General features: G+C 48.6%; 23 protein-coding genes and 4 pseudogenes. 9 read left to right on the top strand and 18 right to left on the bottom strand.

Annotated features, from left to right (window positions below):
* Nucleotides 1–82: 82 nt before the first annotated feature.
* Nucleotides 83–562, top strand: coding sequence for an anti-virulence regulatory inner membrane protein CigR (cigR, locus tag NA986_RS14565; RefSeq protein WP_001065324.1), 480 nt, complete (start codon nucleotides 83–85; stop codon nucleotides 560–562).
* Nucleotides 563–790: 228 nt separating this feature from the next.
* Here cigR and NA986_RS14560 read toward each other — a convergent pair whose 3' ends face one another.
* Nucleotides 791–1,471: an isochorismatase family protein gene (locus tag NA986_RS14560; RefSeq protein WP_023216843.1), complete on the bottom strand. Its 681-nt coding sequence runs from the start codon at nucleotides 1,469–1,471 to the stop codon at nucleotides 791–793.
* 784 nt (nucleotides 1,472–2,255) lie between these two features.
* On the opposite strand from NA986_RS14560, the gene NA986_RS14555 reads away from it, so the two are divergent.
* Both NA986_RS14555 and NA986_RS14550 read left to right on the top strand, forming a co-directional pair.
* Entirely contained in the window at nucleotides 2,256–3,113 is an 858-nt protein-coding gene (locus NA986_RS14555; RefSeq protein WP_001278062.1) for a winged helix-turn-helix domain-containing protein, read from the top strand.
* 10 nt (nucleotides 3,114–3,123) lie between these two features.
* Complete coding sequence (locus tag NA986_RS14550) at nucleotides 3,124–3,588, top strand: hypothetical protein (RefSeq protein WP_001521985.1); 465 nt, start codon at nucleotides 3,124–3,126, stop codon at nucleotides 3,586–3,588.
* 93 nt (nucleotides 3,589–3,681) lie between these two features.
* Here the strand turns inward: NA986_RS14550 and misL are convergent, their stop codons facing one another.
* The 3 genes and pseudogenes from misL to NA986_RS14535 form a co-directional block, all read right to left on the bottom strand.
* Complete coding sequence (gene misL / locus NA986_RS14545; RefSeq protein ID WP_024147222.1) at nucleotides 3,682–6,549, bottom strand: intestinal colonization autotransporter adhesin MisL; 2,868 nt, start codon at nucleotides 6,547–6,549, stop codon at nucleotides 3,682–3,684.
* A 74-nt stretch (nucleotides 6,550–6,623) separates the two neighbouring features.
* Nucleotides 6,624–7,241 carry a helix-turn-helix transcriptional regulator gene (locus NA986_RS14540; RefSeq protein ID WP_000984812.1) on the bottom strand — a complete coding sequence of 206 codons (618 nt, stop codon included), beginning with the start codon at nucleotides 7,239–7,241 and terminating at the stop codon, nucleotides 6,624–6,626.
* Nucleotides 7,242–7,997: 756 nt separating this feature from the next.
* Nucleotides 7,998–8,108, bottom strand: a pseudogene (locus NA986_RS14535) (transposase); the annotation flags it as partial.
* 380 nt (nucleotides 8,109–8,488) lie between these two features.
* Here NA986_RS14535 and NA986_RS14530 point away from each other — a divergent pair.
* Nucleotides 8,489–8,828 (top strand): annotated as a pseudogene (locus tag NA986_RS14530) (transposase); the annotation flags it as partial.
* Between the two features lie 406 nt (nucleotides 8,829–9,234).
* Here NA986_RS14530 and NA986_RS14525 read toward each other — a convergent pair.
* From NA986_RS14525 to NA986_RS14470, 12 genes and pseudogenes are all read right to left on the bottom strand, one after another.
* Complete coding sequence (locus NA986_RS14525) at nucleotides 9,235–10,068, bottom strand: DUF4942 domain-containing protein (protein ID WP_023216839.1); 834 nt, start codon at nucleotides 10,066–10,068, stop codon at nucleotides 9,235–9,237.
* A gap of 153 nt (nucleotides 10,069–10,221) precedes the next feature.
* The gene (locus NA986_RS14520; RefSeq protein ID WP_077957236.1) at nucleotides 10,222–10,944 is read right to left on the bottom strand and encodes a retron system putative HNH endonuclease; all 723 of its coding nucleotides are present in this window, start codon (nucleotides 10,942–10,944) and stop codon (nucleotides 10,222–10,224) included.
* Nucleotides 10,941–11,162, bottom strand: coding sequence for a hypothetical protein (locus tag NA986_RS14515; RefSeq protein WP_133297822.1), 222 nt, complete (start codon nucleotides 11,160–11,162; stop codon nucleotides 10,941–10,943). Before NA986_RS14515 ends, NA986_RS14520 begins: the two co-directional genes overlap by 4 nt.
* Nucleotides 11,147–12,350 (bottom strand): annotated as a pseudogene (locus NA986_RS14510) (AAA family ATPase). Before NA986_RS14510 ends, NA986_RS14515 begins: the two are co-directional and overlap by 16 nt.
* Nucleotides 12,351–12,443: 93 nt before the next feature.
* Nucleotides 12,444–12,812 carry a TA system toxin CbtA family protein gene (locus NA986_RS14505; protein ID WP_023216836.1) on the bottom strand — a complete coding sequence of 123 codons (369 nt, stop codon included), beginning with the start codon at nucleotides 12,810–12,812 and terminating at the stop codon, nucleotides 12,444–12,446.
* Between the two features lie 14 nt (nucleotides 12,813–12,826).
* Nucleotides 12,827–13,156 (bottom strand): type IV toxin-antitoxin system YeeU family antitoxin, encoded by a 330-nt coding sequence (locus NA986_RS14500; protein WP_023216835.1) that lies wholly within the window; start codon nucleotides 13,154–13,156, stop codon nucleotides 12,827–12,829.
* A gap of 62 nt (nucleotides 13,157–13,218) precedes the next feature.
* Nucleotides 13,219–13,719, bottom strand: a complete 501-nt coding sequence (gene radC / locus NA986_RS14495; RefSeq protein WP_023216834.1) for a RadC family protein — start codon at nucleotides 13,717–13,719, stop codon at nucleotides 13,219–13,221.
* A 12-nt stretch (nucleotides 13,720–13,731) separates the two neighbouring features.
* Nucleotides 13,732–14,553: pseudogene (locus tag NA986_RS14490) on the bottom strand (DUF932 domain-containing protein).
* Nucleotides 14,554–14,637: 84 nt separating this feature from the next.
* Nucleotides 14,638–15,552, bottom strand: a complete 915-nt coding sequence (locus tag NA986_RS14485) for a hypothetical protein (RefSeq protein WP_023216831.1) — start codon at nucleotides 15,550–15,552, stop codon at nucleotides 14,638–14,640.
* Between the two features lie 64 nt (nucleotides 15,553–15,616).
* Complete coding sequence (locus NA986_RS14480; RefSeq protein ID WP_023216830.1) at nucleotides 15,617–15,820, bottom strand: hypothetical protein; 204 nt, start codon at nucleotides 15,818–15,820, stop codon at nucleotides 15,617–15,619.
* 16 nt (nucleotides 15,821–15,836) lie between these two features.
* Nucleotides 15,837–15,983, bottom strand: coding sequence for a hypothetical protein (locus NA986_RS14475; RefSeq protein WP_023892166.1), 147 nt, complete (start codon nucleotides 15,981–15,983; stop codon nucleotides 15,837–15,839).
* 72 nt (nucleotides 15,984–16,055) lie between these two features.
* On the bottom strand, nucleotides 16,056–16,769 hold the full coding sequence (locus NA986_RS14470; RefSeq protein ID WP_023216829.1) for a helix-turn-helix transcriptional regulator: 714 nt from the start codon (nucleotides 16,767–16,769) through the stop codon (nucleotides 16,056–16,058).
* Nucleotides 16,770–17,150: 381 nt separating this feature from the next.
* Here NA986_RS14470 and NA986_RS14465 point away from each other — a divergent pair, with 381 nt between their 5' ends.
* Nucleotides 17,151–17,519: a hypothetical protein gene (locus tag NA986_RS14465; RefSeq protein WP_165850589.1), complete on the top strand. Its 369-nt coding sequence runs from the start codon at nucleotides 17,151–17,153 to the stop codon at nucleotides 17,517–17,519.
* 84 nt (nucleotides 17,520–17,603) lie between these two features.
* On the opposite strand, the gene NA986_RS14460 is transcribed toward NA986_RS14465, so the two are convergent.
* Nucleotides 17,604–18,527 (bottom strand): hypothetical protein, encoded by a 924-nt coding sequence (locus NA986_RS14460; protein ID WP_023216827.1) that lies wholly within the window; start codon nucleotides 18,525–18,527, stop codon nucleotides 17,604–17,606.
* 739 nt (nucleotides 18,528–19,266) lie between these two features.
* Here NA986_RS14460 and NA986_RS14455 point away from each other — a divergent pair.
* The 4 genes from NA986_RS14455 (at nucleotide 19,267) to NA986_RS14440 (ending at nucleotide 21,681) form a co-directional block, all read left to right on the top strand.
* On the top strand, nucleotides 19,267–19,908 hold the full coding sequence (locus NA986_RS14455) for an inovirus Gp2 family protein (protein ID WP_079940926.1): 642 nt from the start codon (nucleotides 19,267–19,269) through the stop codon (nucleotides 19,906–19,908).
* Nucleotides 19,909–20,125: 217 nt separating this feature from the next.
* Nucleotides 20,126–20,344 (top strand): helix-turn-helix transcriptional regulator, encoded by a 219-nt coding sequence (locus tag NA986_RS14450; RefSeq protein ID WP_023216825.1) that lies wholly within the window; start codon nucleotides 20,126–20,128, stop codon nucleotides 20,342–20,344.
* Between the two features lie 85 nt (nucleotides 20,345–20,429).
* Nucleotides 20,430–21,005, top strand: coding sequence for a hypothetical protein (locus tag NA986_RS14445; RefSeq protein ID WP_023216824.1), 576 nt, complete (start codon nucleotides 20,430–20,432; stop codon nucleotides 21,003–21,005).
* 154 nt (nucleotides 21,006–21,159) lie between these two features.
* On the top strand, nucleotides 21,160–21,681 hold the full coding sequence (locus tag NA986_RS14440) for a hypothetical protein (RefSeq protein WP_023216823.1): 522 nt from the start codon (nucleotides 21,160–21,162) through the stop codon (nucleotides 21,679–21,681).
* Nucleotides 21,682–21,720: 39 nt separating this feature from the next.
* Here NA986_RS14440 and NA986_RS14435 read toward each other — a convergent pair whose 3' ends face one another.
* Nucleotides 21,721–22,704, bottom strand: coding sequence for a toll/interleukin-1 receptor domain-containing protein (locus NA986_RS14435; RefSeq protein WP_023216822.1), 984 nt, complete (start codon nucleotides 22,702–22,704; stop codon nucleotides 21,721–21,723).
* Between the last annotated feature and the right edge of the window lie 145 nt (nucleotides 22,705–22,849).

The raw sequence follows: 22,849 nt of genomic DNA, 5'->3' as shown, positions 1-22,849 counted from the left end.
GCTTAAAATAAGAATCGATGTAGTTGTTCTTTTTATGGCGGGGCGCTATTTTCATGGTATCCCACATCAGAAGGGCAATATCATGAATAATCGTCGTGGTTTAACCGCCGTCCTGGCGACGTTGATTACGTTTTCCCTGAGCGCTACGCCTGTGCTGGCGAATCCGGGAAATGGCAATGGCGGCGGACATGGTAATAACGCGGCTAATCAGGGTAATAACGGTAACGGACATAAAGGAAATGCCGGGCAAAAAACGGAACACCGTAAAAATGGCGGCAAACCGGATCACGTCGAGTCGGACATTAGCTACGCTGTCGCCAGGCAACTGGCAGTGAATTTAGGGCTGACGGGTTATCAGTCTTTACCTCCGGGGATTGCGAAAAATCTGGCGAGAGGAAAACCGCTGCCGCCGGGAATCGCTAAAAAAACGGTGCCGGCGTCTATGCTGGGACAATTACCTTATTATCCGGGCTATGAGTGGAAAATCGTTGGGGATAATCTGGTGCTGATCGCGCTCAGTACCGCGGTGGTCACGGCGATTATTAATGGCGTATTTGATTAAGAGCCTATCCCACCAGGCGTTATTGGCGTAGCCAGTTTGGACACGGACAGCGCGCAAAAACCGGAGCGTACACGTAGTACGTGAGGTTTGACTCGCTACGCTCGCCCTTCGGGCCGCCGCAAGCGGCGTTCAAAACGCTAACGCGTTTTGGCGAGCACTGCCCAGGACCAAAATGGCAAGTAAAATAGCCCCATTAAATGGGGCTATTTAGCCGCTTCAGGGCGTTATTTATGCGCGCTGAGAATCCAGCTGTTCATTATTTTTTACTACTTCCTGCGCTTTGGTATAACTTTCAATCAGTAGCTGATAGGCCGGGAATATTTTGGTATATACATCCGCCCATTCTGCGGCATCTTCCCTATTCCAGGTACGTTGCAGCTCAGAGGCTACCGCCGCGGTATCCATTGGTACTACGCCCGCCTGCACCACGCGGGCCATCGTAATTTCCTGCGCCATTTTACTGTACGTACCGGAGGCATCAATTACCGCAAATACCTTGTAACCTTCCGCGACGGCGCTGATGGCTGGAAAAGCCATGCAGACACTGGTAATAGTACCGGCGATGATCAGCGTTTTACGGCCTGTCGCTTTTACCGCTTGTACAAAATCGGCATTATCCCAGGCATTAATTTCCCCTTTACGCGCGACATATTGCGCGTGTGGCGCATTCGCATGGATTTCCGGAATCAGCGGACCATTCGGTCCCTGTGGTACGGATGCGGTAGTAATGACCGGCATATTGCATAAGGTAGCGATCTTAGCCAGCGCCGCGGCGCGCGCGCGTAATTCCGGCATCGGCATGTCGCCGACGGTCTGAAACAGGCCACTTTGGTGGTCAATCAGCAGCATTACTGCGTCGTTAGCATCAATGGCAGGGCGTTGACCGTTAAAATTCGCGGGTGTAGACATAATTCATTCCTTGTTGTTGCCTTTCACTGATAGTCACTATCAGTGTTAAAGTCATTAATCGCCGGGGCGATTTCCGTTTTTAAGCTGATGACAGTAATCCGTTGCCGATTCTGGATTACCCTGTTGAGTTCTTTCTGAAGGAATATTCATCGGCATCACCTTCAGTCGATTTACTTTCACGCGAATTTGTTATCACAACAATATTCATATTATGAATAAATGTTTCTATTTTACATGTCGGAGAGGATTATTGATTGAAAAAACAGGCTATATCCCTACAAATTGTTTCTGATAGATAGTTTTAAACTTATTTAGTATAAGTTTGAAATATATCAATTAAGAGTTAACTTATTTATATTTAAATAACATAAAGCACAGCTTAAATATTAAGTGGGAAGCGTGCTTTTATTAAGTATGGCTACTGTAACTCTTAATAAATTGGAAACTATCCCTACATAACGAGTGCTGCTTTTTTGGATATTACAAGTCATTATAGAGAACACGTTCAATAAAACCCTCTCTTTCATATGATATAGATTGTCAGGATATATTTTCTCATGATTTATCTATGAGATATTAAAGCGTAGCGGCACAGTAAATTTGGCCACCTGATTAAAGGTGATATTCTCACCTCAATACAAAACAGGAGACTTAACGAACAAGAAAACCAAACGTACTTTCACTCCTGAGTCTGCTATAATGAGAAAAGCGGTGTCTACGCTTACCTGTTAATGTCTTATGCCTCTCGCTCTTCTATATGATCGGTATGTGCAGGGGACAATCCATGTCCTGCTACGCAGCCACAGCATCAGACTATACTCAGTGGTGTCTATTAACCCTCTCCAACTACGTTATGTTTTGGCATGGTAACAATGCGATGTTATGGATAATTAACGATAATATTGAATTTAATCCAGAAATGAATCGCCTGGCGTCATTATCGAGGCCAGATCTCAACATTATTCTGACAACGCCCGCCAGCCGCTGCTTGCGCCTTCTGCTGGAAAACGCCCCCTCCGTCGTCTCACAACAAACATTCTTTCAAAAAGTGTGGGAAGAAGACGGCATGGTGGTGTCGGCAAATACGCTTTATCAGAATATCTCCATTATTCGCCGCGGATTACGTACCGTTGGCGAAAATGAAGATACGCTGATAATCACGGTTCCGCGTAGAGGCTTTCAGATTGAGCCTGGTGTGAGCCTCATGACTATCCGCAAAGACTTCGCTCAGGCAATAGAAAAAAAGGGTGAGACGCCGCCGCGTATGTCAGGGCGTTGGTTTAAACATTATGTACCTGTACTTTGGATGACCGGGACATTTGCTGTCGGTATTTTGCTTGGCACTATCAGCTGGCAAACCGTTCCCGATAAGGATTTTTACGATCGCTACACGCTGGTTGAAACAACTCAGGGCTGTCATTTTTTCTCGCGGAATGAAGATATCGAAAGCGGTAGCCGCTTTGCAAGCTATAAGTCAATGATTCTAAAAACCGGTATGGATTGTCAGAAATACCCATGGGTCTATTTCCCTTCCAGCAGTCGCACCCCAGCGGTTACGGCATTGATTTGTCAGCAACCTTATAAAACGCGCGGTGATACAGGCTGCGTGACGCTTTTTTTCCGCGGGGTGACACATGGGTAAAAAGGCACTGATGTTAGCCTGCCTGACGTTACTGTTTCTGGGAGTAGGGCTTGGACATCTTTTTCATTTGTATACGGAAAAGAACCGGGATCCAGAGAAATGTACGGCGCCTGTGATTGTGTTTTATAACAATACTCAGGCTAACCTGACGCTGGACTTTATGTATTCGCTGAAAAAACGTACTGGGGTGGTTTCCATCAGCGGAACGTATTACGTCGATAATAAAATGAGCGGCGTGATCCGCCGTGATGTTTCCTATGTATGGAGTGAAAATAAAGACAGCACCCATTTTATATCGACGGATATCAACAAAGTCACGCGTGACGAAACACTGTCCGATGCGGTTATCGAGACGGTTTTACCCGATTTTTATGTCTATCCAGGGAAAAGTATCAGTTACACCATCCTGACTCAGGGCCATCGTGGCTTTATGTTCACCATCGGGAAACGCCCGATATTTTTCTGTACACATTAAGCGGTTTTGGAGCCGTTCATGGAACGTATCAGCCAAATGAAAGCGCTTCCGGGTAAAAGCCGCTGAAGATCAGCGGCTCTGTTGTTACCTGAATCAAAAACTGTATTTAACCCCCAGTAGGCCTTGGGTATTACTATAGCCCTGGTCACCTACCTGTTGCGCCACGTTACCCCATACGTTCAGGCGCGGGGTAACTTGTCCTTCAATACCTACTTTCAGTTCTCCAATATTCTTCGTACCACGCATATCGCTGCTGACATCGTCCATCTTCACGCTGGCAGGCTGCGTATTATGGATCCAGTTCGCCTCCACGAACGGCTGGAACTCTCGAGATTTATTGTCATCAATAGCATTGTGGCCGTTAATATAGGCTTTTACGCCCATGCGGGTTAGCAGATTACCGGCGGTATCATCCTTGACGAGGGTACCATTGGCTTCGCGATTGTCGTCAGCCTGCACGCCCATCCATACCACCTGCGCTTTGGGCTGCAACCAGTAGCTTTGATGCGCGCTTTCACCTAACCTGAAGCTGTAACCGGCTTCAACCGAGGCGGTAATTCCTTTGGATTTATATTTCTCAGCGGCCTGATCCTGACCCATGACCTTGTTATCAAACCAGTTGTACAGCATCCAGGTATCCACATAAGCCCCAGACCGATCGATATTGTTAGCATACCAGGTGCCGTAAAGGCCGACGCTGTAACCGGTGACTTGACCACGGGAATGATAGTCACTCACGGAAGACTGCGTGCGGTTCTGGCTGTTGGCATAACCTGCCATTGCACCAATATGCCAACGGTCAAGACCGTCAGTGCTCCACTGTGCCAGATCGCCTCCCAGTTGTAACACATAGCTATTGATGCGGGTTTTTAGCTGCCCGCTGCCATCGTTGAAGCGAGTATGGGCGCCGACGTTACGCATCCACAGGCTGGTGACCTTCTTCTCACCCGTCAGCATGTCGGTGTACTGGGTTTCACCCAGACGGTCATGGAGACGCGTCATGAACAGCGTATTTGCCGCATAGTTGTTGGCAAGATAGCTGCCCACTTCCGGACGGAACTGATGTTCTGTTATCGGCGGTGTGTCAGATTGCCCTATGTCAGGAATTGTCGGATCAGGGATGACCGGGTCTACTGGCTCAGGGTCTACTGGATCAGGGTCCACCGGATCGGGAATCACAGGGTCAGGGATAACCGGGTCTACTGGATCAGGGTCCACCGGATCGGGAACGACAGGGTCAGGGATAACAGGGTCTACCGGATCGGGAATAATCGGTTCGTCCGGCTCAATGTAGCTGGTCAGATACCAGTTTTTACCTTTCTGCACCACGTTGTAGTCATAGGCTCCGGCAACAATACGGCTTGCTTTTTCGAAAGTACCGTTGGAATTGCCAGCAACGTTAACAATTTCAATACCTTCAATGGTTTGCGCCCCGGATCCTCCAATATTATTTACTGCAACAAATGTGTTGCCTGAAGTATTGCCGAGAACCTGCAGCCTGTCCGTTTCGGAATCATCATCGTTGAGCACAGTATTAAAGACCAGCTTACCGCCGTTGCCTACATAATCTTCATTGATGGTGAGCGTTTGCCATGGCTCGCCATCTTCATGGCTGAAGTTAATGGTTGCGCCACTATTCAGCGTCAGGTCAGTGAGCGTTGAGCTGCTGGTCATATTCCAGGTCGCATCGCTCATTTGTACAGAGATAACGCCTGTGCCCGCCGTAGCGCTGGTGATGTACGACGCCCCGTCCCATCGCGAGTTGTCCGTCATATTGAGTTTAATCGTACTGTTCTGCTGCGGTAGCGTACCGCTGGCAGCGGTGGCGCCAGCAGCACGAATATCACCGTCGATGACGAAACGACCTCCTGAAGAACCGTCAACAATGCCGCCAGTCTCCGTGCTGATGGCGTAACTTTCGCTACTGTTATCGCCCGCCATAGTAATAGCCGCACCGCCTGCCAGATTAATGGCGCCTCGGGAGAGGGCGTATAAACCGGCAGGGGCTTTACTATAGGATGCAGCCTTACTGGCGCTGTTAACGCTAATAGTGGCATTCTCTCCCAAATTAACGGTAGCGTTAGTTGCATATACCGCGTGTGCGCTGGCACCGTTCACCGTAATAGTAGCGTTGTTGCCAAGCTCGGTTCTGGAGGAGGATGCTGCGTAAATCCCCGTAGAGGATGCGCCGGAGGTTTCGATGGTTGCATCGTCACCCAGACGAATCAACGAACCGCTTTGTCCGGTACGCAGCCCCTCCGAACTGTCGCCGGTAGTAACAATATGTGCACGATTGCCGACGACAATCGTATTTTTGGCACGTGACGCATCCCTCATGGCGTTGGCTGTAATTCCACGTCCCTGGCTACCGGTAGTTTTGATATACAGATCGTCGCCGACGTAAATATTGGCCGATCCGGTCCAACCCTGGCCCAGTGAGTTATATCCGGCGTTAATACCGTCACCATCCTGACCATCCACGTAGATGCGGGTGCGGTCACCGGTAATAATAAACACCGGGTTATCCGGAGTATTCGCGCCGTGAGTACGGATGCCATCGACGTCTCTACCATTATTCGCGGCATTCGCCGACTGCGTCCGAATGGTCAGGTCGTTGCCAAAAATCACGCCCGGACTTCCCGTCCCGCTGTTTTGAATAACCGTGACAGTGTGTTCAAACGCCTCCGCGCCCGGCCCATTAAGCGTGAGGCCATTGCCATAAACCGGGATGGTACCGGTGTTCCACTGATAAACGTAGTTGGGCATGGTACCGACTTTGGTGAAACCGGTACTGGCCTGAGCGGGAATAATGGCCTGTAATTCCGGCGGCAACTGGCTGACCAGCCCACTGGATGGCAGACCATCAACGTCAACCCAGGCCGCCTGGGAGGGAAATACCATAGAGGCTAACGCTGCTGATACCGCTATGGCGATGAATGAGTAATTTTGGGGAGTTGGCATTCTGCCTCCTGCATTATGGCGTAAAGCGTCTTCCACATCGCAATAATATGGAAATAATAAAAATGGAAACGGATCTATAAAATATTTGATATTATTTTATGAATGCTATGCCCTAGCTTATTTTCAAGCCGCAGCTTATGCACATAAAGTTTCTTAATATCAATATTGTCAATATTTACAATCTGCTGAATACTTATTCCTGATACAAAGCGCTTCAGTAATATAAATTCCGTATAGTTAAGCGTTCGTCCACGTTTACTGTTGGCAAGCCGACCGGTAAACAAGCGGTGCATCTTTTGCTGTTGCACAATATCATCGTCATCGGAATAAATAATTCCTTGTATTTTATTGCTTTTCAAAATCCAGTAATTGGCCAGCGGAGTTAAACTTCTGTCAGAAATCAGGACAATATGCATACCACTGTTTGCCAGACTGTCAGCCCATTGTAAATCGGTAAATCGTCGAAGATTCGGGAAAGAAAAATCAACAAAGATAAAACCGCTGGATAAATGGTTGTGTCTATCAAGCAATAACTTTTCAATAAACCCTTTTTTCAGGAAAGCATTACCATCTGGCCAGATGGAAAATGCCGCATTATGACAGTATTGCACCCGTACTGCGCTGTCAGGGAATAATTGACAGGATAAATCGCAACTAATGCAATGGACAATTTGTGAAGGCTTTCTCATCATCCTGAACGACTCCCGTCGATGTTTCTATTAATATTTCATTGGTAAATAAATGTGTCAATCCAGATAATATACCGTGCTACGGCTGTCAAAAGTCGCGAATTATTGTCAGTGTCATAAACTCCTGGAAAGACCTAAAATACAGCTTTAAGGAACCATGACAGATCCGACAGTCGTAATACATCATTTCGGATTTGTATTTCACCCATTGGGATTTTTATACATAATCTCCAATATCATAAAAAATCTTAAAACAGCACTATTTGCTAAATCATGAGAGTGATAAATAACGGTTATCAATATCATCTGTCTGCTGCCTTCGTCACTATCGGGGTGATGTGATGAAATATAAAAGTAATTCCTGTAAACCTGTAATGAATTCTTATTATTAAAACCTAATTTAAGATTTTTTCTTTTATTGCATTGTTATTCAATGACTTAATGGTGACATTTGTGCTCTCATCAACTTCTTATATACAAATTTAAGACTATTTTATAGAGACACATGTAAACTTTAAGAGGGTGTAATGCTAATGCCATGAGAAAATCTTGTAACTTAACGCCGGGAGTTATACCTTGCCAATAAGTTGATCTAACTTAATTCTGATCGTGACGGTCTGAGCAACCGACAGACTTATCGGTCGAAGCAACTTCAGCTTCTGGCTTCTCTTTTCAATTGCTCATCTGATGAAAACTCTTTCCCGGAGCACATTAGTGAGAAACAGGATGTGGTCAAACCTAATGTCCATAGATGTCGTCAGTTACTTCACAAATATCCGCCTCCTGGCAGATATCTTTAACCGCTCGTCCAGCTTCGACCAACTTAATTACGGCGATGTTCTGATGCTCAGTGAGACGGGCTTTACGCATAGAGATTCCTTCGTCAGCAGATCGATGACGTGATCTCTAAATGTGAATAGCACGATTATGTGGAGTAATATGAGCACATGGTATAAGAATGTATACGGATATTTTACTGCTGAAATATAATAATGGGAGGGGTTATGAATAAACAGGACGTATGGGAGAGAAAGGGTATAAAGATAAAATGCTTGCAGTATCTAATAGATAACAATGAAAAATCAGGTAATTGAGAAACTATTCAGTGTTTAGGTTGATGTGATATTAAGTCATTCAGCCGCTACAGCGCATTATCAGGATAATTTCGTCTGGATAAAACGGAGGAGGGAATCGCCACAGGTTTAACAGACACCGCTGAGTCATTTAAGATGACTTAAAGAGAGGAGCCCATGAGCGGTAAATGTTATCCCGAAGCGTTTAAAATTAAAGCGGTAAAACAGATTATTGAGCGCGGCCATTCTGTTTCCAGCGTCGCAACACGTCTTGATATTACTACCCATAGTCTTTACGCCTGGATAAAGCCGCCACATTCACGACGGCATCATGTTGACCTGAATCTGACGGGGCATACAGGCAGTTCTGGCTGGAATCGGGCTGTGTTTATGGTTATCGCAAGATCTGTCTCGATCTGCTGGATATCGGGAACAATGCGGTGTAAACAAAGTCTGGTGGTTGATGCAACGTGTGGAGATAAAGGCTCAGGTCGGATACCGAAGTCCACGGGCGCGTGGCGATTCATTTTATTGAGGTCAGAAGAGGCTAATTGGCGGATCACAGGAGTCGTGTTTGATGTTTAACTTATTGATTTAAAATTGATTTTTTGTGTTTGATAAATGAGTGACCCCCATAAGCACCCCCAAATGATTTTGCTTGTAGGGAGCGGAGGCATTCAGAGCTACTTTTTGGCCTCTTTTTCCACTGTAGCAAAGCGGTAATATCCTTCTCGCTTCCGGCTGCTTTTAAGAGGCGCAGTTGTTCGGTAAAAACGAACAACTGAAGTTTCGTATATTCAGTTTGCCAACATCTGATGATGTCCTTCCTGCTGAACCTGTAAGTTAGACTTACAGGTTGCATAATAGCCTGTTGAGAGTTCTTGGCTGCACTGATTATGCCAGAAACTCATAATCTACTCAGGTTATCTTGCAGGTAGCGCCCCCGGAAAGTGCTTCGCCACGATATCATTCATCTTCTCCACCAGATCCAAGCGCTTAAAAGTAATATGCCCACTACCTTTTTGAAAGTAGCGGATGGTGAACATATCGTCTTCAAAGACCTGCTCACGCGGATTATCTCGCACAAAGTCCATAAACCGGATAGAGACATCATGCCGGTTGTCGGGAATGGTCTTCCCGTCAAGCAGGTACAGCATCCGTTCCAGATCGGCGAGCTGATCGCGTCGCCAGCCCCAGTTCAGGCTGTAGCCCCATCGGTCGTGCTTTACCAGGCCGTTAACGATGATCCGCTTACCGAAGCAGCAGGGATTATTGGTTTTATAGTCCCAGCTTAGCCCTTTAAATACATTGATAATCCCACGTTCGAAAACATCCTGTTTATTGTGGTGGAGTTGTTCAAAGGTGCTCAGGATGTTGGCTTCGCTGATGGCCGGAAGATCTCCTCCTTCGAGATTTTTAGCCCACTGGCTGCGGGCTTCAGCGTCCATTAAGGTCAACATCCCGGACTTCAGCATCAGATCGCGCCAAATGCTGCGGTCAATATTACGGGTGATCACCGGCATCGCTTTATCAACCGGTTGCATCAACCAGCAGTCAAAGGAATGGCCCTGTCGCATCGCCCAATGCTCCGCTACATCACCACCGATGCTGGAGGTAAGCCGCGAGATGTCATCAAGTTTATGAATCAGGATTTCTATCAGGCTCAGCGCAGCGTCGCGCCCTGTGACGATACGTTCAATACTAGTTGAGCAAATTAGCTCATTATGGTCAGTTAAGACTTCAGCTTCTGTTTGCATATTTTTGGTCCATATAAAAGCAAACGCGCCTGCCGGGAGTGGCAGGCGCATTATGCGGTGAAATAAAGGTGAATAAATATTGAGGGTGTAAATCAGGAAGGCGGCTCGCAATAAATCATGCTGTCGCCCTGAATCTGGAATGGGATGGTGCTGTTACATCAATTCGGGAGCGTAATCCTGTAATACCTGCTCTGCTTCTTGCTGAAAGAACTGGCGTGTAAAGCTGAAGAACTCATGCAGTTTATGGTCTGGTGTCGGAACCAGATCAAGCTGGAGTAATTGTTGCAGATCCCAGCCTTTCTCAATATGTTCCTCAAAAAGCTGTTCCAGCTCTTCCCAATGATTACGGCGTTCCGTTTGAAGGAATCCGCTGTTCAGGTTCAGGTGATCAATGGTGTACTGTGCGTACTCAGCTTCCTGCTCAGTTAAATCTATTGAAGGAACCACATGCCCATTAGATAAATAGGCAAAATAACGAGAACAGTCAGGGAGGTGGCAATGAATAAACTTTGCCATATCCACAGATTTATTCTTTCCCTGTGCATGACCACCGAACGCGTTGATGCCAAGCTGGGGCAAACCATTCTCAGAGTCTAACGCGCTGGCGGCGAGATTTTGATAATCGAAGGTTCGCCCTGGCTGCTGGCTTTTATTTTCGACGTGTTCAATGTGATAGCCGAGGCCACGCAAATCAGCACGGATTTCGCTGTAACAGCAAAGATGATATTGCTCATTGAGCAGAAGCGTCATTAAATCTGCTTTGTCTCGTCTAAAGTTTCGCCAGCGACGGGTCGATTGATCCGAATCTTGTGGTGGATTTTCATTTGCAGTGAGTAAGGCATCTGTCCCCCGGCGAGTTTTGATCACATGCCTCATTGTGCCTTCCCTTTCAGCAGGTTCTGCCGGGCAATGCTGCGCTGTAAGCGTTGGAGTTGCGGATGTTGATCACCCAGCGCCACCTGCAATGCAGCCATCAGTTGCTGTGTTTCTGGCTCGTCATATTTCCCCTGATCCACCCATGCCGTCAGCTTTTGCAGATCGGCCTTTTCCTTAACCGGAGGCTGCGGATCGACACCCATCACACTTTGCAGCACGTCGTTACTCGGCTCGCCGTAGGTCGCTCCGAGCGGCATCAACGCTTTCCCGTTGCCATTCTCATCCTGCTCAAGCAGACGAATGGATTCGCGTTTTACCGTACTGAGCACCTGCGGGCTATGGGTCGTAACAATAAACTGGATCTGCGGAAATGCGCTGCGCAAAGACTGGATAATTTGCTGCTGCCAGGCTGGGTGCAGGAACATATCAACTTCATCGATCAGCACAATTCCCTGGATTTTTAAGGCGGCTTCATCGCGTAAATGCGGGTTGAGTTTGACACAGCGAAACGCGATATCCGCTACCATCGCAACCGCATTACGCAAGCCGTCGCTGAGCTGGGATAAGGGGATCTTGCCGTGTTGCGGATGGCTCATAACCAGTTGCTGGTTATGGCTGGAGCTGTATTCCAGATCGCGCCAGCCAGTTACTTCCTGCGTCAGACAGTTAATGGCCTGCTGGATAGCTTGAATGGCATCTCTCATACTGTCGTCGCGCAAGCCTTCGACCAAATCCACACTTTTATTTTGCCTGCCCGCCTCAATCAGTTTGTATTGAAACTCAAGGTGACTGCGCCACAACCAGCTATACCACTGTTCAAACTGCTTATAATTCGATGTAGCAGAAAGGCAATCGTCGTAACCGGACAGGCGTGAAAATGCGCTGTTATCCAGGCGTTGTTCTGCCATCTGTGGTTCATAGCGCTCCTGATACCATAATCTTGCCGTGCCAAGATAAAGCATGAGCGGAAGATCAACTGGCTGTTTATGCTCCTCATCTCGAACCAGTTTCTGAAGCTCTTCACCCCAACGGGTAAGCTGCGCCGCCGTCTTATCTTCATGCGGCGGCTGCTCTCCTCGCTTGTCGAGCATCCAGGTTGCCGTTTTTCCGCTTTCCCATTCCCCGGTAGCCGTAATCATGGCCGGAGATGACATTTCCATGTTCAGCGCTTTGGCGCGGAAAACCAGACGTACATCTTCAGTACGGATCGCCAGCGATTTATCCTTCACGTAGAGGCTGGCATCAAAACCACGAATAAAGGGAAACAGCGCCAGGCGTACCGCATCCAGCACTGTGGTCTTGCCCGCGCCGTTCGGTGCAACCAGAATCGTAATGTGCTCATCAAAAGTAATATCGAGCCGTCTGAAGCAACGAAAGTTAAGCAGTGAAAGTTTGTCGATTCTCATTACACCAGCCTCACCTGTTTTTATGTTTTAGTATAATAACATCTCTTGTCTGCAATATTGCCCGCTTTAAGCGGGCAACGGTTACGCCTTTTATCATAGAGTGAATCTGCCATCAGGCTGATTACCATTGTGTTTTTTGCAACGTGTTAACAACCCCGTTGCTTTCCGCGCCCGCAGAATATCGACAGCCCGGAGATAGGGTGATTGTTCCTGCCAGCTAAATCCCTTGCGATCGATACGAACAAGTCCGTACTTTTCCACCAGAAAGTTAACGGCATCGGCAAGCGCAACGCCTGCGTTGATATGTTCCTGAATAACAATATCGTCGCAGAATGGCGTGTCGTTAAGTTCAAGGCCGTAGTGGCGTTGCAGCAGGTACGACAGCAGTTTTTGCCAGGCTTCGACGGGCGACAGGCGTGACGAGGCCGCTGCCGGTGAAGGCAGTGATAAAACGTTTTGCATGGGAATGTCCTTGTTTATTCGGCTGGGTAGATAGTGAGGTAAACGTAGCCGTGACTACCGTTGGTGTCGGCTTCGCAGGTCAGGCCATTGAGGATGGTGCTGTAGCGGCGCGACTGGTGCGGATCGAGCGCCCCGCTTTTCAGCGCCGATTCCAGTTGCTTCACAAACTGCGGAAAGGTGATATCCAGCGAGTGTAGTTGTTCCGCAGTGAAATCACCGCGAAGGCTGGCGCGGTCGGGCAGAAAATGCAGGCGACAACCTTCCTGCACTAACCGAGCGCCAAACGAGGGCGTGATATCGCTCCGCAGGCCCCAGACAGGCGCGGAGGGTTGGTTTTGGGGCATTGTGGTTTTCCTTAAGAAGGGGGATTAACAAAGCGTCATCGCCTGGCGCTTGCTGATGATTTTCACAGCCAGCCCCGTTCGGCAAAGGACAGGATATCCCGGTGGCCGACGATGAAGTGGTCGAGAACGCGGATATCGACCAGCTCCAGCGTGTTCACCAACCGTGTGGTAATTAGTCGATCGGCCTGACTGGGTTCGGCATCCCCGGACGGGTGATTATGAGCCAGCACCACTGCCGCAGCGTTATGGCGCATGGCGGCGCGCAGGACTTCCCGTGGATGAACTTCCGTATGGCTGACACCACCGGTGAACAGCGTCTCATGCGCCAGTAACTGGTGTTGATTATTCAGAAACAGCACCATAAATACCTCCCGCTCCAGCGGCGAAAGTTGCAGACGCAGCCAGTCGCGAACGGATGCTGCGGAAGTAAAAATCACGCCAGGCTGGCGCAGGTGTTTATCCAGCAGATTCACGGCCCTTCTGATAGTGCGCTGTGCATACGGCGTTAAGGCAGGTGGCGCATCGGGCGCGGATGCCGGTATCAGTGATATTACAGTATTCATTTGTCCTCCTCTTCAGCTCAGCGCCTGCTGCATTTGTTCAGCCAGCACCCACAGGGCGCGATTAAGTTTGATATCGCCGTCGATACCTTTAATGGCGCGGGTGTGACTGCGTTTACCCTGTGCCGATCGACCATTCAGCCCGCCTTTCATCAGGTTCTCCTGCACCCGCTGGAAAGTGGTCCACAAGTCATCCTTCTTGTCCTCCCAGCGGCGGGCGCTCAGCACCTGCGCTTCGGTGACAGGGTGATGCTCTTCTCCATAGCGGTACGCCAGCGCGGCGCGAGCGTAGGCGTTCTGGTTCTCCGGTGAAAGCGTGACAGCCTGCATCGTCTCTTTGCCCTATTCAATGCGGTCGAACACGCCGAGCACTTCATATGCCCCCTCAATCACCTGCCCGACGACATCACCTTTATGCGGAACGCGGATGTCGCCAAAGGACTGACTGCACACCAGACCGTTGCTGCATACCTGACGGTACATCCCCGGCATCATGCGGTAGCTGCTGGTGCCATCGTGACTGTTAAGCAGCACAATCTCCTGCACCTCCTTTTGGGTGATTTGCCCGGTGCGACGCAGGCGCAGCATGTGTTTTGTATACTCGCGGCGATCCGGGTCGCGCACGCGGGCCTGACAGGCGAAAAACGGCTCGAAGCCTTCTCGTTGCAGGCTTTCCAGCACGGTGATGGTCGGAATATAGGTATAACGCGTACTGCGCGAGGTGTGCTTGTCGTCGCCAAAGACGCCGGGAACGACGCGCATCAGTTCATCGTGGGTCAGCGGGCGATCGCGGCGAATAGACGTCGCCGCACCGTAAAGCGTGGATAATCGGGTCATGATAAATACTCCTGAAGGTATAAAGATAAAAAAGCCCCTGTGCTATTAGCGACAGGGGCCGGGGAAGCGTGATAACAGAAGGGGTTAGTGCTGATTTTTTTGTTTTGCTTTCGACCAGGAAGGCCGGTTGCCGCCGGAGAACGATTTCTGTGCCGACCAGTAACCAATAGGGAACTGCTTCACCAGCGACCCGTTGATAAGAATATCGACCGATGAATACTGGCCGTGGCTGATACTGCCCTCCTGGATGTAGGCATCGGCGCTACAGGTGCCGGTATCATACCGGTGCCACGACGCTGAACTCCGGTCAGCGACATAAAAGTCACCAAAAGCGCAGCCGGTTGCCGAACGACGGTTCAGCACCGCAACGTACCACTTTGAATTTCCCACAATCGCACAGGCGCTGTTCTGTCCGCCACAGGCCTGCCAGAGCGTCGTGCCGTTATTGCTGAACGTCCAGATGGTATTGGCTGGCGGCGCATCCGGTGATGCAGGCACGGAAGCGGGTGCAGCGGCAACCGGTGCAGTACCGGCTTCACCGGGGCCGGTTTTTATCTCACCGTCCGTCAGGATACTGGCCTCTTCGTTATCAGGTTTACCTACCCAGACCCCTTTACCATCGAAATAGTACCCTAGTAACTGATGACTATCAGGTTGATACAGGAAGTTGAAATAGTGATAGCCGCAGTTCCCTGCTTCGCACACCATACTCTTCAGCCAGGTCTTGCCCCCAATCTGTACGGGTGACAACGGATCTTCCGGCCCGGCCAGTTTGCCCGAGGGACCAATCAGGTTTGCCATTCCCGCCGCGCTTAAATTGCTTTCAATATCGTGGGTATAAACCGGATCGGATTTATAAAGGTCGGTTGGATATGGGCAACTGTCGTCCGTGCAGTTCAGTGCATCTACGGCGGTTTTTGCCGCACCCGCAGCCCATGCCCCGGCGCTTGCCGCCATCAGCGATGCGACCAATAACCCTTGTGTGATTCTGTTTTTCATCTTCACTTTGTTTATTTCCTTTAATAAAAACGGGGCCGTAAAAGGCCCCGGACAACGCAGACAATTATCTTTCACCGCGATCGCGCAGGATCTTGCGGGCAAGCCGCCTTTCAATCTCCCCCACCCTGCGGCTATCGGCGATCTGCTCCAGTTGTGAGCTGCTTTTCCCTTCCAGTTGATCGTGCGTTTCCTTCATGTCCCGGACGGTGTTCAGCCCCTCTTTTGCCGCGCTGAGCACGAGGCGACCCGCTGTATCCCAGAATCCCATGACATCGCTCCCTGAATCAGTAACCGTTATTTTTTCCCCACTCACAGCCGCAGTCACGGCACATCCAGCCGTCGCCCCATGGAATGATATCGTCCGATGAACCGCAGTCCGGGCAGCGACGCCCGGCATGACAGAGGCGAAGCGTGATTTTCTGGATTTTCATGATGTACTCCTTTTCGTTCAGATAAACCGGCAGTGAACTCCATCCGGTGGTGTTGTGCTGAATCATCAGCATTTATTCGTCGGCACCGTTCGGGAACGGACCGGATTTAAAGGTGGCGAGCAGATCCCGGATAAACCGGTAATGCGGTAAGGCATTAATAAAGTTGGGATGACGGGTAAGACGGCTGATGGTTTCATTACGTGTATAGGTGTCCGCCAGCACCGCCACATTCTGGATCTCAGCCAGTGGGAACACGGCAATGTCATTCCATAACTCGCCCGTCAGATACCAGTTGCGATCAAGACAGATAAGACGGTAAGGCGCGAGGCACTCGCAGCGCTGCCCTTCCGCCAGCAGGGAGATACGGTTACGCCGGTTAATCGCGGTGACGAGATGGCTGAAAATCCCGGTAAATGAACCCGCAGTCAGTGCCACCGGGGGCCAGATGCAGCAGGGGCTATGTTCAGTTTCATCCAGCAGCGCACCTGCCAGACGAAGATCCAGCCCCGGAAACAGCGCTTCCATATCGCTTTGCCGGGCAAGTGTCAGTCCGCTTCTTTCACGTTGACCTGCACTGTCGGCAGTCACCAGGCGGCAATGACCGTCGTTATATTCCAGATCCAATCCGGTCAGGCGTTCGCGGAGATCCCGGCGCAGGGTACGAACGGAAACACCAAACTCTTCTGCAAGGTGGCGCATATTGAGATTCTCCCCGGCAAACAGACGGCGAATGATTTGCGTCAGCCTGTCGGCAAGCCGTTCATGACGGCGTTCAGTCTGAGGCATAAAAGGCTCCGTTTTAATGCCATGAAAAATATGTGGTTATGATAAAGAGGGGCGCGGACAGGGTATGGACACGGCGAAAAATATTTTTCCCGGTGGCCCGATCCCCGTCACTACGGGTGCTGGTGGACAAAACTGATGGTTTTTACATCACTTTCTGGCGAGCCAGGCGGACAGGGTATGTCCACATGACGCCCGAGAGTGATGGGGCAGCACTCCGGCGATCCGTGACGAACCAGAGTGAAAGCATGAAAATAAAGCCCGGCCCTGTCGCGGGAAGCGACAGGGCTACAGCAGGAAAAGCGAGGTTAAACCGTACAACGCGGAATGATGCCTGGGGCAAGAGCCAGAAAATATTTAATCATTGAATGTCAGCAGACAGTCATGGCAGAGATACTCATCAAGCACCTCACCATCCAGGCTCCCGCCAGTCATTGCGCCCAGCGCAGTGCCACTTCCCATTCCGACGAGGAAGCCAATCACGCCTCCGGCGATCGTTCCAATGCCGGGAATAATGGAGCCTGCCGCTGCGCCGATCGTGGCACCCTCCGCACCGGCAACGCCGCCTGCGATGGCACCAAGACCACCACCAACTTTTCGGCCAATGTTTCGTTTCTGCGTATTCGTAGAACCACAATGAGGACAGATCATTTTTATCTCCTGAGACAGTTAAAAGAAAACTCGCCGGAAGGTGATTCACAGCGGGTTATTGGGTGTTGTCATGGGGATAATATCTATCTGAATATTTTTTAAGTGTCAGTAATAATTTTGATAAACAGGATGCCCGAATTGCGGATTAGTTAGCCGCAACCCGGATAATAATTCATGAACATTATATTAGTATTGTTTCTCAGGACTATTTTCGCTCTGAGCTTTATAAGGTTTTATCTTCTGTGATCTGGCAATGATTATTTTCTCTGTTTTAAGTCTCTCAATATCATCTTTTGCATGAGCTCTTCTTTTCACTCCAAGGATGAATACATTGCCAGCAAAGATTGTAATGGGTAACCAGTAAATATAGTTTAAAGGTGTATGTGTTTTTTTGCCTTTGATGAGTCCGGGTAGTGAACCGCTGCCAAATTCTGTTATCGGAATGGTTTCTATCGAATGATAGTCGAGATAAAAATGATCTTTTGAGTCGATATTTTTTGAGATATCAATTAATGTCACAGCATAACTGGCACTGTATCGCGAATCACCACCGTACCGGTGTAGCTCAGTGGTATTTAACCTTACAGCCAAAATTTTTATATTTTTGTTGCTTTCAGTTTTATCGACATTTTTAGCCAGCAATGTAGCCTTCTCTGACTCTTTCACCACATACCATGATTTTATTCCAGTAGCATTTTCTCCATTCTTTTTCGATGTGTTTTTTGATTCACCATAATCATTATTGAAAAGATGAGAGCATTTCGTCTTTAATTCAATCTCTAGGTTACCAACTTCATCTGCTTCGTTTTCCCCCAATACGCCATCAATATCGACTTTTAGCCATGTTTCGCCACAGTAAGGCATTTCTGGTATTTGGTTAACGTACAGAGAGGAATACCAGATATTCCCAACTTTTTGTGAAATAACCTTTTCGTCGGGTAGAGGTATTTCCTGATTTGAAGACTGTCCTTTCTTCTCAATAGCAAATTCAAGAAGGTCACAGATAAGACTGGAGCGTGATTTATGCTTATGTCCAGCAGCATACTTATCCAACAATTCACGCGTTTCTCTTCGCATGCTCAATGAACATGTTTTGGTTTTTTCTGCCATTTATCATTCCTTATCAACAGACATTGACTGAAGCAACACCATGCTAGGAATGGGTTGCTTCAGCACGATATGCCTTCAAGCATACCCCAGAAAACCCCCAAAATAAAACTTATTGAGATTTATTTAAAATCATTCAAAAACAATGGATTATGAAAATATCAATATGGAATATTGATAATACCTTAAACCATAATACTGACATCGTTATCTGGCGCATGGGAAGGGGGGCATCGGAAAACGATCACTGCCCGAAATCAACATCCAGCCAGGCTATGAGCAGCCTCTTCCTGGTTCAGGATGAACAACACTCAGACTAAAAATTACGTTAAGCATGATTACTTTGAAGGCCCCTGTCCGATACCTTGGGGCTAACGCATAGACATTAATCATTGCACAATACACCCCAGCTAACTTCGGAGTGAAAATAAGAGGAAATACTATTCTTTAGCTGCGGCGCAACAGGGTTTATCCATTTGGCTTAATGACGGTTTGTTAATATATATATTACAGTCACCTGAGATAATGCATTACCTCTTGGATATCCTTATATCAGGATAATAGTTACCAGATAGATGCACTTCCCTTAACAGGAACTCTATCAGGTACCATTCATACATCTCATCAGAGATACATCCGTTAAAACACACGCCATAAGTCCGCTTACGTAATAAGAATACTCATTCATCGATAATGATGAATGGTTTCTGTTATTCATCCTCCCATTCCATGGAAATATAACATGCTTAACAATATCTGTCTTGATATGACCCATTCACCATTCAATACACACTATATTGTCAGAATGATATCCGTTATCGATAACGCTCTTGCTCAATATCCCAGAACAACAGCAATACGGATAGATTTACATCTTCCTGAATACAGAGATATTGGCGACAGTATTCTCTGTATGCCAAATCTGGATCCGGGACTGATGTCCAGAATGATGGAATCATTAAACGAGAAAGTAGAGGTCTATTGCAAGCGGAAAAGTAAACAATGGGGTAGAACATGCTCATGCAAAGTTCGTTACATATGGGTTCGTGAAATAGGGAACGAAAATAAACCTCACTATCATGCGGTAATATTCGTGAACAATGATGTATTCAATAGTCTGGGAAGCTATAAAGAAAATAGCACAGGATTGGCCTCGTTAATTCACCAGGCCTGGCTTAGTGCACTAAGAATAGATCAAGGGTTGAATACATCAGGACTGGTTCAGATCCCTAAAAACCCCATTTACTATCTTGATAAAGGTAACAGTAACGGAATGTTCCAGGATACCTACAACAAGCTGACATTTCGGTTGAGTTATATGGCAAAAGAAAGCACAAAAAGTTATAGCGCAAATACGCGCTCTTTTGGTTGCAGCCAGAAATGAAAAATTAACCATCCACCGACCGTTAACTTCCCGTTCGGTTGAAATATTCCGGGGTACAACAGCAGAACTGTGCCTGCCCGATGGGTAGGCGAGTTTCGCTGTCGATCAGTTCCCCACTTTTTTACGTACTCCCCCCATCCTTTGAGGAGAACAGGCGCAAACCATTTATCGCATTGCCTTTCTCCCGTAATCAATCATTCAGAGGGAGAACCCGATTATGACAACCACCACAACAGCGTCATTGATTCGTGCAGAAGATCCACTCATCGATATGGTCTTTATCACCCACTACACCGGGATGTCCGACAAGTGGTTCTACAAGCTGATGAAAGACGGTAAGTTCCCCAAACCCATCAAGCTGGGCCGCGCTTCCCGCTGGTATCGCAGCGAAGTAGAAACGTGGTTAGAGAACTACATCAACAAATCTCGTCAGTAGGCTTTCCATTTCCTGCACCATTTTTCCCTGTAGCCTGCCGGACAAGCTACCTGCTGCGGCTGTCTGCTTTACAAGGTATCGATCGATGAAAGAAACCACGGCCCGTCATGATGTACTGCTCAACACCTATCAGCGCTGGCTGAGCGATCTGACCAGTATTGCCATCAAAAATGGCATGTGCCACCCGAACGTCCAGTCCAGCCACGGTCTTACACTCTCAGCACTGTATTTCCCGGAGGCTGGAGCCGTCACTGCGGTGGTGCCGCAAAGCCTGTACCGGATGATTTATGGCAAAACGCGGCCAGACCCACTGAGCATTCAGCGTGATTTTCTAATCAGCCTCGACATCAACACGGAACTGTTGTTCACCCATGCCGGGCTGGAAGGGGGTTTATTGAGTGAATGCGTCAGGCTGAAACAAAACCACCTTGCCAGCAAACTGCGCCATCTTCTGACGCGGGTCAGGTCGCGTGAGCTTCGCCAGAAGCTTATCTGGCTGTGCTGGTACGATTTGATGATGGGGGCTCCGGTAGACGACTGGCTGGATATGCTGGCGCTGGCGGACGATGTACAAATTACCACCTGGCTGATACACCGGCAGGAGGAGAATACGGTACTGACGGCGCTGATGGATGAGTACGTCGTGTTTATGCACTACTGATCCGCCTCATCAAAGCCATTCCTCCCGTGAGCATCTGAACCATCCCGCAAATCATTCGCTGCATTATCTGATTTCAATCTGACCCTGGCACACCGGCGATCCGGCACTTTGCGGTGGTTGCCGCCTGCCTGCTAACTAACGTAAGGAAAAAACAATGAACACATTACTCAACCACTATCAGACCTGCCTGAACGATTTCACGCGCCCGGCCATTATTCATGGTCAGTGCCAACCCGAAATTATCAGCTGGCATAAACTGGCGATGGTGCCCTGCACACTTCCCGGTGGTGAGCTTGCCGGGCTGGTGATCCCTGAACGCCTCCAGCACGTTCTCAGTCTCCCGACAACAGCACCAATAACAGCGGCGCAGGACATCAACACAGGCCTGATGTCGTTACTGCTGCCGGGTGTGCTGCTTAGCGAATGCGAGCGGCTGGGGATGCGTCGTCTCAGCAATAAACTTGTGTCTTTGTTTCAACAGTTCAATTCGCCGGGAGTGAAGGAATGCCTGACGCTGCTATGTTGGTCAGAACTGGCAACAAGTATTAATCACGATGAATGGAATGAACTGCACCGACTGCAAGCTGAGGCTTTAATGCGATGGCTTGACGAAAAGCTACAGACACTCTGGGAGTTGCAGCCGCAGATAGAAGACTACGTCGCTTTGAATAACTAATGAAAGGGCGTCGCACCAAGTGAGTGACGCCCACTCACATTAACGAGCCCGCTGTTTTATTGGCTCAAAAAATATATCCCAGAGATGCTCAGCCATACCTTCATTGGTGAGCAATGCTTCCCTTGATGAACCCGCGCCAAAGACGCCCATTAATGGACGAAAACCAAGGAGCTGGTCGTTATCACCAATAGTTAAGCTTTCATTGTAAGCATTGCCAATTGTACCATCCTGGCTATAAACGATATCGCCCATCCCCATGTTGCGACCGCTGGCCCGCCAGATTGCACATTGACCGACTTTACTCCCACCCATGTAGATCGCGCAGGTAAAGGCGTCTGCGTCACGCTTATGAAAATCGACTTCTAACCCGGCATGGCGTTTTTTGAGTTCAGCCAGCGATCCTTCAAAATAACGGGCGACATATTCAAAACCATCACGGCAGGCACGATCTTTATCAAGGTCGGTAAAACGTTTTGGCAGCGAAAGATTGCTGGAACGTGGCGTAAAAACGGTATCCGTTGCCTGAAACATTGGGTTTGCTGGCGCAGGAGAAGAAGCATAAGCACTCTGCTGTGGTTTCTTCGCTTCCAAATTGGCAATAGCGCGGGAAACGGCATCGACAACCTGAACGTAGCCTTCATCATGGCTGGCAAATTTATCAATTGGCTTACCGTCTACCGTTGCCGCCAGAATACGGCCAAACGGTAACATCTTCCACGCACATTCTCTCAAAATCACCGGAATGACCATCGCCTCGCCCCGGCTATGCCGTTCCAGAGCGTTGGTCATTTCTACCTGATAGCAATAATCAGAAGCGATAAAATCACTGCTAATCAACAACAGGATGATATCTGCCTGGGAAAAGTAGAGATCTATTTGGTTCTCAAACTCTTGCCCTGGAATGATGCGACGATCATGCCATGTGGTGATCTTGCCCATGCGCTTCAGGGGTGAAAGATGCTTCTCAAGCTCATTGCGCAGCGCTTCGTCTGCGTGGGAATAGGAAAAAACGAGAGTGGTCATAGCGCGTAAGATGCTCCGGTAGGGAAATGAAAAATAACGTTATTTTGCGCCGATAAGTGTAAAAGAGTAATCCCCCTTTGCCACAAGGTATTGATGCGGAAATCATCCCTTCATCTTGGTATCGCTCTGACGTCAGGGTATGATC

The organism is Salmonella sp. NW177, assembly GCF_051811585.1.
Taxonomy (GTDB): domain Bacteria; phylum Pseudomonadota; class Gammaproteobacteria; order Enterobacterales; family Enterobacteriaceae; genus Salmonella; species Salmonella enterica.
The sequence above is the reverse complement of the archived record's forward strand: the minus strand, read 5'-3'. Positions and strand labels throughout refer to the sequence as shown.